Origin of the sequence: Pseudorhodoplanes sp., from assembly GCF_050250235.1 — a bacterium.
Classification (GTDB): domain Bacteria; phylum Pseudomonadota; class Alphaproteobacteria; order Rhizobiales; family Xanthobacteraceae; genus Pseudorhodoplanes.
In genome coordinates, this window is sequence record NZ_JBFWPA010000149.1 from 1 (window position 1) to 12795 (window position 12795).

Consider the following 12795-nt stretch of genomic DNA (forward strand, 5'->3'; position numbering starts at 1 on the left):
GTCGCGAATCCGGGCTTCATCAATCTGGATGACCTGGCCCATCGGCTTCTCGTCACTCATCGGTTGCTCCTTCAGTCTATGAAGAAGCCGTCAGTTCTGAAAGTGCGAAAGATTCTGTACGTTATCCCGTGCTGCTCCATCGTGCCGACAAGTCCCATCAACTCATCGCAGACGTCCTTTGGAAGATCGAAGCCCATTACCATCGCGCCGACCGGACAATTGAAATGCGCTTTCGCCGAAGCAAAGAAAATGCCTGTTTCAGCTCTACGCCAAAACGAGCAAGCGGATGGTGCTGGCATGGCATCGACGGACGCGCCGTTCCCGGGTGTGGATTCGACGAACGCCAGCGCGATAGGCGGCGAGGCAAGGTCAAGCGAGTTCGTCAGCATGCCGGCAATTGCTTTATGATCCATGGTAATTCCTGCTGCTTCTTCTTGCTAGACACATAAGGGCCGCTTGTCGATTAGCTACGCACACCTGATAACGAACGAATGCTTTCCGATCGTCGTCGAGATCTCGATTTCGCCATCAACGAGTTTCCAATCGTCCGAACGAACGCCATCTGCCTCGACGATGCAGGTTTGCGGAGAAAGATTGGTAATTCGGAATGTTGTAGGCTCGCCTTGAGCGCCAGGAGCGCCGGCGTCGGTTGACACCACAAGAAGACGGCGATCTGCGTCATAGATCGCTTGCGAGAGACAGACCTTCGGAAAGTCGACGCCATAGACCGTAGGTTCGACCAATTTCCGTAAATTGGGTTGATTGATTATCCCCCACCACGAGCCAGGACTAACGACTTCCGCCAAAGCGGCGAGTGCGTTCATCTGCCCTCTTGGGTGAGCTTCGTCGAGGCCGAACTCCCATGCGAACTCGCCCGTATTCTTGTCCCACACTGGACCGTAGGTCGCCTCAGCATAGCCTGTGAGCTTTCCGGCGAGGGCGGTATCCCCTAACTCGCGGGCCAAGAAAAGTCCCTGCAAAAGCTCCTGTACGTTGAACTTCCTTTCCGCCTTTCCGATCGGGAGAATCCGCCAATTCAGTCGCTCTATCTCGCTTTCGAATAAGGCGCGCGCGTCGTCGCGGAATAGCGGCAAAACTCCGAAAGCCGGAGAAAACGATATCGTCGGAATATGGTCTCCCATGTGATGATAGGGGAGCAGTGGGTCGTAATAGGCCATCACCGGACCCACGACCTTGCCGTCGTGTATCGATAGATAATTGCGCCGCGCATATTCCCAGAATGTGTCGAAGGCCAACCGATATTCTGTGCCGTAAACAAGATCGTGAAGGCTCAGTCCGAGGCCGGCTCGGCTCATGCACAAAGGCCAGATCTTGGTATTCTCACAGTGACAGCCTTCCGGATGTGCTCTCATCTGCGCGAAAAGATATTCAGCGATCTTTGAATGAGTCCATGTAAAAGTATCCGGACCGTTGCGAACCATCTGGAAAGGCTGGTTCCACTTCTCATCTCCGGTGATGTAAACGTAGAAGCCAAGGAGGAGTAGGAAGTCTCCTTTGAAGAATAGATTTCCGTCGGCGCCGATGGGGTCCATTTGTAGACCCCAAGGCTCGATACCATTGGCCGTCCAGCCCGGCACGTCGTACTCGCCGCGCAAGAATTTCGGAATGAAGGCCTGGTACCATTCTTCCGGATAGTTTTTACGTTTCGGATCATGGCCGATCTGTTCGAGCCAATCCTTTGCCGTCCAATAGCCGGTATAGCGAACGATCAGCTCATCAAGAATCTTTCCATAAACTTCACGCCAAGCTGGCGTGCGGTCTGCCATCAAAGGCAACGCGTAACATGACTTCGTTAGGTCAAAACGATGCCAAGAATGTACGGGCGGTCCGGTCACCGCATCCCAATGCGCGTGGGGTTCGCCTTCCTTGTCCCAATTATCGGGCGTCGTTGCCTTTCGGTAGAGATAGCGCAGCCATCCTCTGGTCCGGTCTGATGTCGAGGGATAGCCTCGAATCAACTCGGCCGCCGTATGCGAGCGGACCACGTCTCCCATCACCCTGTCCTTAATATGAACTTGTTCTGGTCGATCTGGATGACGAATTGAGCCCGTCACCGGCAACGCTGGACGACCGTGTCAGGCCAAGCGTCTGCCAATTCATCGCCATCCATCGTTTTAATTCTGAGCCTCGCGATGATACGGGTCGCTCCCACCCATGCAAATTTAATTTCGTGTTTGCGATTATTACTGACGTGAATATTGTGTGTCATAGCGACAGCCAAACGGCGAACAATCGTTATGGTTTGTAGGGATATCTTGGGCACTTTACGTTGATTTAGACTTGGCGCAGAGACTCAATCTCGCGACTTTGGCGCGACGGTGACGCCAACAATCAGCACTCACTATCGTCAAAATCCCTGCACGACCTGCTCGAAGTGCTCGACCTCCGGCGGCGACGCAAAAAAATGGCCAATGAGGGTTCTCAGCTCCTGAGATTCCGTCGAATTGCGAAAATGAACGGTGTGATCTTCGATCGTATCCCAGCTTATGAACAAGCGATAACAGTTCCGCTTCTCAATCGAGCGACGCACTTCCATGCTGCGGCATCCCTTAGAGCGCTCGAAAAGCGCTGGAGCCTTTACGATGGCGGCTTCGAACTCGGCCTCCAATCCCGGCTTGATCTCGATTTGCGCAACTTCCGTGATCATCCGTACTGTACTCCCCGTGATTGCCGTCGCGCTCTGCCGCCGCGCTGAACGAGCGCTAGATCGACCACGGGAGAGTGCGCCTCGCGTTGACTACGAGCAAATTTAGATGTCGGATAGACGATATTGATTTCATGAATGATCCGCGCATGCGGCTGGGACGACAACGATGTCGCTTGGGGCTCTGGCGGGCGTTCGTGATCGCTGATCGGTAGATCGATCCCTATCCGCGTTGTTCGATTGCATGATCGGCAAGAGCTCCCATATCGTAACCGATCGCGTGCGGCCAGACACCCAGCCGTTCTAGGGGGCGACGAGATCGGTTGAGCCAATAGGTGCGGTAGCCGAACCATGTCGCTCCACTGACGTCCCAACCGTTCGACGAAACAAAAAGAACTTGGTCCGGACTGAGACCCAGTGTCGTCGGTCCGAGAGAGTAAGCTTCGGGTGCGGTTTTAAATTTCCGAACCGTTTCAATGCTGATGACGTGGTCAAAATAGGATTCAAGCCCGGACGCAGTCAGCGCGCTTTTGAGCATCTCGACAGTGCCATTGGACAAAATCCCCAATTGCAACTTGTGCGATTTTAGACGAGTGAGCGCCGCAGCGTTTTCAGGATAAGCGGACAGGACCGCGTATTGATTCATCAGGCGTTCGTGCGCCGATTTTGACAGGTTTAAACCGAGGTCCTCGCAGCAGAATTCCAATGCATCGGAAGTTATCTGCCAAAAGTCGGCGTACCGATCGCACATTGTGCGCAACCGGGTGTATTCGATCTGCTTGTCTCGCCAGGAGGTCGCAAGAGCGGTTCCGTGTCCGGGAAAAATGTCGTTTGCTAGCGCCTTGATGGAATAAACATCAAAAAGCGTCCCGTACGCGTCGAAGAGAACAGCTTTAATCATCCGTTTTTACCGTAGATGGAGGCGACTAAAAATTAGCTTGCCCGATCCGAATTGCGGACCGGGCAAGTTGTGCGTTGCGATGCTCGAAGGCTTTATCGACGAGCAAAGTCTCGAGCGGGCGTAGCCAGATAAAAACTCTTATCGCAACTTTCCGTCACTTTTCGAGAAAGCCCGATACCGCGACCCACTTGCCGTCCTTCACTTGATGGACGCGGACATATCGACTGCCAACGTGATCCGTGGGGGAGAAACGGAATTCTCCGTTGCCAAGGAAATCAGGAGCGACAGTCAGGGTTTCGAGCGCCTTGGCGAGCGAGCCGGCGTCTAGATTGGAGCCCGCACGCTTGGCGGCATCCGCGAACAAGCCTATCGCGGTGTACCCCATGACACTACCAAGCTTCGGATCTTGGCCGAAGCGCTTACGGTAATCGGCAATCCACCGCTCCAATTCGGGGGAAGCTCTTTCTTGAACGGCGAATGGCAGCATGAAGGAGTTTGCCGCATAAATGCCCTCAGACGCTGCGCCGCCTATTTCGATGATCTCGGGAGAATAAGAAGGCGCAGAGCCAAGCAACGCTACGTCCCAGCCGAGCTTTCGCACTTCCTGAGCTGCGCTGATCGTTTCGCGCACCACCGCCCCAAGCACGACGAGGTCGCAATTCGACGCCTTCAACCTTGCCATTTGCGAGGAGAAGTCTAGTGCGCCGCGTTTATAGGAGGCGCGGTCGATGACTTCCAATCCAACCTCTTTCAGGCCTGCCTCGGCGCCGCGCATAATCTCGTGCCCGAGGTCGTCGTCCTGATAGAAGATGCAGACGCGCTTGAACCCCTTCTGCTTCACGATCCAGCGTACGGACGCCTGCATCTGGTCGTCATAGGTATTGGCCATGGCGAATTTCAGCGGGCTAAGAGGTTCGCTCGCCATCTTGTGCAGGGCAATCGGAAACAGATGCGGAACTCCACCTTCCATAATGGTCGGAAGACTGGTGGCCATCGGTGGCGTGCCTAGTGTTCCGATCACCGCGAAGACACGGTCCCGGTGCACGAGTTTCTGTGCTGCGAGCAGAGCTTTCTTCGGATCGTATCCGGAGTCCTCTGCGATCAGCCTCAGCTTGCGACCGTTAATGCCGCCCGCTGCATTGATCTCATCGACACGCATCTGCATGCCGTTGCGACCCTGCTGGCCCGTCGATGCAACCGGACCCGACAGGTCCAATATCGATCCGATGACGATTTCGTTCGCGGACACGCCCTGATTGGACCAAGCCTGCGAGAAAGGTATGCAGGTGGAGACGATGGCTGCGAAAAGAAGTCCTATCTTTCTCATGGAAAACATATCCTCCCAGTTTTTTAGAGAACACCCCTGATGTCATGCGGCCTTTTCTTCGTCCGCATACATTTCCTCGATCAACGTTTTGTATTTGTCGGCGATAACCCGACGCTTCAGCTTCATTGTCGGGGTCATTTCTTCGTCTTCCGCCGTCAGCAGTGTGGTAATGAGCCGAAATTTCTTGATTTGTTCGACGCGGGCAAACCGACGATTGACGGTTTCGATCTCACTCCAGATCAAGTCGTGGACTTCTTGAACGCTGCAGAGGCTGGCGAAATTAGAGAAGGGGATCGAACGATCCTGCGCGAACTTCTCGACGTTCTCCTGATCGATCATGACCAGGCAGGTGACGTATTTGCGTCGATCGCCGATTGCCACCGCATCGTTGATGTAAGGCGACAGCTTGAGCTGGTTCTCGAGTTCGGACGGTGAGATGTTCTTGCCAGCCGAATTGACGATAATGTCCTTAAGTCGGTCCGTTATCCGCAGATATCCGCGGTCGTCGAGTTCGCCGACGTCTCCGGTGCGAAGCCAGCCATCTGCCGAGATCGTCTCAGCCGTGACATCGGGCAAATTGACATAACCAAGGACGTTTCCGGGGCTGCGAACGAGAATTTCACCGTCGCGCCCAATTGCGACCTCTACGCCACGAACCACCGTTCCCACGGTTCCCGGCCGGAACGTATCAACCTGTCCCATAGCCACGACGCCGGAGGTCTCGGTCATTCCGTAACCCTCGATCATGCTCACGCCGAGCGCGCGGTACCAAATCATGAGATCGGCCGCTATTGGCGCGGCCGCGGAAAAGCCTGTGCGACAACGATCGAGGCCCATCCATGTGCGGATATTCTTGAAAACAGTCCGCCGGACGAGGCGCACGAGAAGTCGGTCCAGCATCGAAACCGGATGCCCTTCCAGCTGCGCTTTGGTGACGCGAAGCGCGAAGGCGAGGCTGCGATTATAAACAAAGCGCTCGAACGCCGTGCCATCGTCGATACGCAAAGTCACCGAGGAGTAAAGCTTTTCCCAAATGCGCGGCACCGCGAGGAAAACATGCGGGGAGACTTCCCGGAGGTTCTCAAACTGCGTCGTAGGGTTCTCGATGAAATTGGCAACAGCGCCCGCATAGAGCGAACAGAAAACTCCGGTAATGCGCTCCGCGACGTGACACATCGGCAAATAACAAAGCCGTTCGTCGTGTTCCCGGAGCAGCAGGCGCTCTACAAACGGGGCAAACATCGAAATGATGTTCCGATGCGAAAGCATTGCCCCTTTCGGCTTGCCGGTCGTTCCCGACGTGTAGATCAAGATTGCGAGGTCATCCGAGCTGCGCGATGCGAGGCAGCGCTCCCATTGGCTGGGGTCGGCCGCGTAATAGGCAGCCCCACGACGGCGCAATTCGGCAAAAGTGATGACCGTCGGGTCATCGAAGCCACGCAGGCCTTTGGTATCGAAAACGACGATGTGCTTGAGATAGGTTAGCTCGGAGCGAACGGCCAGCACCTTGTCGAGTTGCTCTTCGTTCTCGACAAACAATACATGACTGGCGGAGTCGGCCAGTAGAAACTGAACTTGTGGAGGAGCATCCGTCGGGTAGATGCCGCTGCTGACGCACCCGGCGCAAAGTAGTCCGAGGTCGGCGAACAACCAGTCACGATTGGTATTGCCAAGGATTGAGCCGACGTCAGCGGGCTTCATGCCCAGTGCAGCCAATCCCATCGCGACCTCGCGTGTGATCGTAAGAAGCTCCGACCAGGATGTATGCTGCCAGATACCTTCGATTTTCTGACGAAGCGCTACACGATCCGCTCGCAGCTCGGCGGCGCGGCAAATCAAGCGCGGAAATGTCGGCTGATCTGAGAGCTCTTTCTGGAACGGCCCGAGGCCAGCTTCCACGGCGAGATTTCGCTGCATTGCCACGCTAGCCGCCCATTCTCTCGGTTTCATCGGACTATCGCCACGTCTTTCGGCGCTTCCAGCGCCGAACGCCGCGCAAGCCCGCATCTTTCACGCCGAGATAAAATTCTTGAACGTCTGGATTTGCCCGCAATCGTGCTCCGGTATCGCCAAGCACGACGCGACCCAGCTCCAGAACAAAGCCATGGTCCGCATAATCGAGCGCGACCTTGGCGTTCTGCTCTACAACTAAAAGCGTGGTGCCGTTCTCGCTGCAAACGCGCTTTAGTAACTCGAATATGTCGCGCACCAGCTTCGGGCTAAGACCCAGACTAGGCTCGTCTAACAGCATCAGACGCGGCCGCGCGACGAGCGCTCGCCCGATAGCCAACATCTGCTGCTGCCCACCCGACAAGCGGCCGGCGTCGAGATTCGCCTTCTCCTTCAAAATCGGAAAATGATCGAAGACGCGATTAATTTCCTCGACGACTTCGTTGAGACCGTCGCGGGTGAACGCACCCATTCGCAAATTTTCGAGCACTGTCAAAAAGGGGAATACCTCGCGCCCTTCCGGCACATGGCTTATGCCACGGTGTACGGCTTCGTCCGGTCGATGGCCGGTAACTCGTTCACCCGCATATTCAACGATTCCCTTGTCCGCAGCGATCAACCCGGAAATGGTTTTGAGGGTCGTGGACTTGCCAGCACCGTTCGCTCCCAGAAGAACGACGACGCTGCCTTCTGGAACATCGAACGAAACCCCACGCAAAGCGCGCACAGGTCCGTAGCTCGCCTCGACATTCGAGAGCTTTAAGAGGCTGCCTGACATGGCGTCATCCAAGGTACGCGCGTACGACATCGGGATGCGCTTGAACGTCTTGAGGAGTCCCCATCGTCAACACGCGGCCTTGGTCAAGCGCCAACACGCGATCGGATACGCGGTTCACGAGGTTCATGTCGTGCTCGATCATGATCACGGTGACTCCCATTTCGTCGCGTAAATCGGAAATCCAGAAGGCCATGTCCTCTGTCTCTTCCGGATTCAGGCCCGACGAAGGCTCATCCAACAAGAGCAGGCGGGGCTGAGAGCTTAATGCGCGACCGAGCTCGACGATTTTGCGAGCGCCATAAGGGAGCATCGCCACCACGGCGTCGCGATGCAAAGCGAGATCCAGAAAATCGATGACCTTCTCTACTTCTGTGCGATGCTCAATCCCCGCCCGCTCGACGGAAGGCAAAAAGAGCATCTCTCGCCACCAAGAAGCGCGCGAGCGACAATGTCGCCCGACAAGCAGATTTACGAGCACCGTGGAGTGCTCGAAGAGTTCAATATTCTGGAAGGTCCGAGCCAATCCGAGCGAGGCGAGGCGACCGGCAGAAAGCTTGTTCAGTTCGACCCCGTCCAGAGCGATCCGGCCGCTGCTTGACGGATAGATACGGCTAATGAGGTTGAACAAAGTTGTCTTGCCGGCGCCATTTGGGCCGATGATGCTAAAGATCTCGCCGGCCTCGACATTGAAGCTAACGCCGTCGACGGCCTTGATGCCGCCGAACGAGATGGAAAGATTTTCGACGTCGAGGAGGCTCACCGGACGCGTTCCGACTTCATATACAAACGCTGACGACGATGGGCGCCCCGACGGTAAAGCGGGAAGTTCTCGAAATATTCGCGAATCTTAAGCCAGCGCCCGTAGAAGCCTTTCGGCTCGAACAGGATGAACAGGATCATGATCATTCCAAAAATGACGGGTTGCAGCCCCGGCTTGTCGACGATCTTGGCCGGCAAATAATCTTTCAACTCCGCGATGAACTGGGGCAGGGCCACGATGAAAATTGCACCGAAGACCGCGCCATGAATTGCTTGAACGCCGCCGATAAACAGCATGATGAGGAGATCGATCGACAGCAACAGAGAGAATTGCTCTGGCGTGATGAAACCAAACTTGTGTGCGTAAAGCGCTCCCGCGAGGCCGGTCAGTCCTGCGGAAAGAGCAAAGGCAAGCGTCTTGTAATATACAAGATTGACGCCAAGACTGCGCGCCGCGATCTCTGAATCTCGAATGGAGATGAAGGCCCGCCCGGTAGGTGCACGCATCAGATTGAGCACCCCGAGAATTACCGCTGCGACAAGGCCCATCGCCAGGAAGTAAAATCCCGTGTTGCTGACCTGCAAGCCAAACAAAGCCAGCTTCGGTACTTGCAGTCCGGCATTGCCGCCGGTCACGCTTTCCCAGCGGGCTAGCACTTCTTCGATGATAAAGCTGAAGGCGAGCGTGGCGATGGCAAGATAGATTCCGAACAATCGCAGGGCGGGAATGCCGACAAATACACCGACTGCAGCTGTGACAAGAATTGCGGCCGGAATCGCAACTTCTGCCGGCATACCGTTAATTACAAGAATGGCTTGAGTGTAGGCGCCAATCCCGAGAAATGCGGCGTGGCCGAGCGAAATCTGACCCGTGTAGCCGGTCAGCACGAGCAGGCCTACGCCTACGATCGCATAGATCGCGATCAGGGTCAGCTGGGTGACATAATAAGGTGATAGTACGAATGGTGCGATGATCAATAGGAGGGCGAGCAGGCCATACCAAAAGATCGGTCCGCGATGTTGGATTAGCCGAATATCGTCGAGATAGCTGGTTTTGAACAAGTAACGCATCGTGTTTGCCCCGGCCTCTTAAACGCGCTTCGTGAAGCGCTCACCGAAGAGCCCGGAGGGCCAGATGATAAGCACGATCAAGAGCACCACATAAGCTGCGACGTCTTTGTAGCCCTCCGGCATAAAAAAGCCGGCATACGCTTCGATCAACCCGATAAGCAATCCGCCGATCAATGCACCCGGTATCGATCCAAATCCACCTAGCACCGCGGCGGGAAAGGCCTTGATGCCAATCAATCCCATATTGGCGTGCACATAGCTGAAGGGCGCGAGGAGAATCCCTGCAATCGCTCCGATCGCCGCCGATAGCCCCCAGACGATTGCGTTCATTCGAGAAACCGGTATCCCGACAAGATAAGCGGCGATCTGATTTTGCGAGACCGCTTGCATCGCGACGCCGATCACGCTGCGGCGAAAGAAGACAAACAAGGCCAAGCACAGCACGAGAGTGGCCGCGATAACCGTCAGGTGCTCGGCGCTAAGGGAAATGGCGCCCGCACGAAGCACTTGACCCGAGACGGGGCTGGGTAAAGCGTAAGTTTCCGTTCCCCAGCCCGGAATCATTGTGACGAGACCGCGCAACACATAGCCCACGCCAATCGTAAGCATCACGATGGTGAACTGAGACTCTCCAAGCACGCGACGCAAAATCATTCGATCGAGCGCAATACCGACGCCCGCTGTAATCAAGACCGCTCCGACGATCGCGACAGCGAGCGGCAATCCATAAATGACGGTGCCGGTAAAGGCCAAAAAGGCCCCTATCATCATAAATTCGCCTTGGGCGAAATTTATGGTTTCGGTTGCCTTGTAGATTAAGACAAAGCCGAGCGCGACCAATCCGTAGATGCAGCCGACCGCCACACCATTCAGGGTCAGCTGGAGAAATGTCCCGATATCCATACTCATGCGACCCTCCGCTGCGGCGGTGAGTCGGAGTCGTATCCGCACGCGACGGGTTGCAACATTACTGTGACTGGCTCAATATGCTGAGCCGAGAGTGCCGACACTTCGATCGACAATCAAATTTATATCGAGGATATCTGTTATTGATCCTATGAATTGGTTGCGCGCATTACGGTAGAGATCGTGCTGCGACATTTATCGAGGGGAATATTAATTCCCGTATTGAAATAGCCAAGCGCATGAAGGCGAGGATTGGGATGGCGGAGCTATTATCGAAAGGGCGGTTTCGACCAATTCATCGTTTCAGCCGAAGCGGATAGCATAAGAGAGCTTTTGATGCTGCGTTAGTCGGCCTTTAAAGCGAATATGCGCCGAACCTCTGCAATCGCAATTCACGACGGTGATATTGCCTATCCCACATATAAATTTGCGTGCTGGCACGGGTGGCGGCACTGTCGCGTTGTGAAGCAACGTCCGGCCGTCGCCGTGATAACCGCTTGGTTAGCCGCGCGAATTCGATGGCGTTGAGCGTCTTAGCATCAGCGATTCAGAGATGAAGGTAGGTGCGAGAGTCAGCATAGCGACGATTGCAGGCGAGTCTTTTGAGGGTGATGATGGTCGCTTCTTATGATGGAGGCCAAATAAACGGGTCTCAAAATCTTCAGGTTGTGATCATTGGTGCGGGCCTCGGTGGCTTGGTCGCGGCAGCAAAGCTGAAGCAAGCAGGGTTTGACACCATTGCCGTTTTCGAGAAAGCCAGCCATCTGGGCGGCGTCTGGCGTGCAAATCGCTATCCGAATGTGGCCTGTGATACCGCGATCGATCTGTACGGCATAAGCTTCTATCCGGGCGATCGATGGTCCACAAACTTCGCTCCCGGTAACGAGATCCTTACATATCTGAACGAGTTCGCGAGTGCTTTTAATGTTGATGGGCTCATTCAGTACAATTGCGAAATCGTAAGGGCTGAATGGGACGAAGACGACGCTCTATGGACGGTTTCCGCAAGCGACGGGCGCAAGTGGACGAGCCGGTTTGTCATTTGGGCAGGGGGCATTTTCTCTCAGCCGGTAGTGCCCAAGCTGCCTGGACTAGACAAATTTAAGGGAGAGTATTTGCACTCTACTGCTTGGTCGGAAGACATTCGGTTAGAGGGAAAGCGGGTAGCTATCGTAGGCAGCGGCGCTACGGCGATTCAGATCGTTCCGTATGCGGCTGAACATGCTGACGCATTGATTAACTTCGTGCGTACCCCGTCCTATGTGATGCCGCGACCCGATCTGTTCTTCGATCACAAGGAAATCGATCCGAGTAAATTCGCGGAGCAGCAACGAGAGCGGCGAGAAGTCTGGTTTGAGCAATTCGAGTTGATAGCGAAAGGTCGCTTTCCGATGAACGATGAGCTCATCGCAAAGCAGGAGGCGACCTGGAAGGCCTTTTTTGATTCCGTTGTCACCGATCCAGAATTAAGGAAGGTCCTTACGCCGAACTATCGTTTCGGTTGCAAGCGGCCCCTTTTCAGCAATGCCTATTATCCGGCGATGTGCAAAGATAATGTCACTGCGGTGAGCGCCGGCGTTGTTTCGCTGACCGAGGACGGCATCGTCGACAATCAGGGAAATGAATACAAAGTCGACATGGTCGTTTGGGCTACCGGCTTCAATCCTGCGGCCATGCTTGGAGGACTGAAGATAGTCGGTCGAGATGACCGAGAACTTTCTGCATTCTGGGGCAATGCTCCAGAGGCCTATTACGGAACGTTCGTCAAAGGTTTCCCCAATCTGTTCGTCGTCAACGGTCCGAACGTCAGCGGCGCTTCGGCCACGGAGTTCATCGAGTCGCAGGTGCGGTTCGTTGTCCGCGTGCTTCAAGAATTCAGAAGCGCTGATGTGGACGTCGTGGAAGTCACCCCCTCAGCGCACAACGAATTCAATGCCGACATTCAGGGCCGTGCCAGCCGCAGCGTCATGGTGCTCGGGAACTGCAATTCCTATTACCGTGTGGGCGGCACCGGAAAGGTGATCACGCATTGGCCCGATACGATCGCTGCTTTCCGAAGCGAGATCGCTGCCAACGCCCTTAAAGGGCTGGCATTCACCAGCGCCAAGCAAACGGTGTAGCACGGTCCGGTCAGCTTCTGCGATGACACTTCATCCTGCCTTGATTGCTCTTTTGAACCGTCAGAAAGCAGCAGGCTTGCCTGCCTTTCGAAATCTGTCGCCGCAGGAGGCGCGTGCTCAATTTGCGCTGCCGCGAGCCTTCTTCGGAAAAGGCCCGGAAGTTCTACGCGTGGAAGATCGGATTATCACGAGGGACGGACTTTCTATTCCATCTCGGTTCTATATTCCCGCCGCCCCGAAGGGACTTCTTGTCTACTTTCACGGTGGCGGATGGGTCTTGGGCGAATTTGACGATTTCGACAGTCTGATGCGAGAACT

11 protein-coding genes and 1 pseudogene are annotated in these 12795 nt (G+C 55.2%); 2 read left to right on the plus strand and 10 right to left on the minus strand.

The window, feature by feature from the left end:
- Positions 1-71 precede the first annotated feature (71 nt).
- The 10 genes from AB7F49_RS33340 to AB7F49_RS33385 form a co-directional block, all read right to left on the minus strand.
- A complete protein-coding gene (locus tag AB7F49_RS33340; RefSeq protein ID WP_428530291.1) occupies positions 72-413 on the minus strand; it encodes a DUF169 domain-containing protein in 342 nt (113 codons plus the stop codon).
- 54 nt (positions 414-467) lie between these two features.
- Positions 468-2015, minus strand: coding sequence for a hypothetical protein (locus tag AB7F49_RS33345; protein ID WP_428530293.1), 1548 nt, complete (start codon positions 2013-2015; stop codon positions 468-470).
- A gap of 353 nt (positions 2016-2368) precedes the next feature.
- Entirely contained in the window at positions 2369-2668 is a 300-nt protein-coding gene (locus AB7F49_RS33350; protein ID WP_428530295.1) for an antibiotic biosynthesis monooxygenase family protein, read from the minus strand.
- A gap of 220 nt (positions 2669-2888) precedes the next feature.
- On the minus strand, positions 2889-3566 hold the full coding sequence (locus AB7F49_RS33355; RefSeq protein ID WP_428530297.1) for a haloacid dehalogenase type II: 678 nt from the start codon (positions 3564-3566) through the stop codon (positions 2889-2891).
- Between the two features lie 154 nt (positions 3567-3720).
- Complete coding sequence (locus tag AB7F49_RS33360) at positions 3721-4902, minus strand: ABC transporter substrate-binding protein (RefSeq protein WP_428530299.1); 1182 nt, start codon at positions 4900-4902, stop codon at positions 3721-3723.
- A 33-nt stretch (positions 4903-4935) separates the two neighbouring features.
- Entirely contained in the window at positions 4936-6810 is a 1875-nt protein-coding gene (locus tag AB7F49_RS33365; RefSeq protein ID WP_428530301.1) for an AMP-dependent synthetase/ligase, read from the minus strand.
- Positions 6811-6847: 37 nt separating this feature from the next.
- Positions 6848-7621, minus strand: coding sequence for an ABC transporter ATP-binding protein (locus AB7F49_RS33370; protein WP_428530303.1), 774 nt, complete (start codon positions 7619-7621; stop codon positions 6848-6850).
- A 4-nt stretch (positions 7622-7625) separates the two neighbouring features.
- Positions 7626-8381: an ABC transporter ATP-binding protein gene (locus AB7F49_RS33375; RefSeq protein ID WP_428530305.1), complete on the minus strand. Its 756-nt coding sequence runs from the start codon at positions 8379-8381 to the stop codon at positions 7626-7628.
- Positions 8378-9451 (minus strand): branched-chain amino acid ABC transporter permease, encoded by a 1074-nt coding sequence (locus AB7F49_RS33380; protein WP_428530307.1) that lies wholly within the window; start codon positions 9449-9451, stop codon positions 8378-8380. Before AB7F49_RS33380 ends, AB7F49_RS33375 begins: the two co-directional genes overlap by 4 nt.
- Positions 9452-9469: 18 nt before the next feature.
- Positions 9470-10360, minus strand: coding sequence for a branched-chain amino acid ABC transporter permease (locus AB7F49_RS33385; protein WP_428530309.1), 891 nt, complete (start codon positions 10358-10360; stop codon positions 9470-9472).
- A 611-nt stretch (positions 10361-10971) separates the two neighbouring features.
- Between AB7F49_RS33385 and AB7F49_RS33390 the strand changes: the two genes are divergently transcribed.
- Together AB7F49_RS33390 and AB7F49_RS33395 are read left to right on the plus strand one after the other, a co-directional pair.
- Complete coding sequence (locus AB7F49_RS33390; protein WP_428530311.1) at positions 10972-12477, plus strand: flavin-containing monooxygenase; 1506 nt, start codon at positions 10972-10974, stop codon at positions 12475-12477.
- 22 nt (positions 12478-12499) lie between these two features.
- Positions 12500-12795, plus strand: a pseudogene (locus AB7F49_RS33395) (hypothetical protein); the annotation flags it as partial.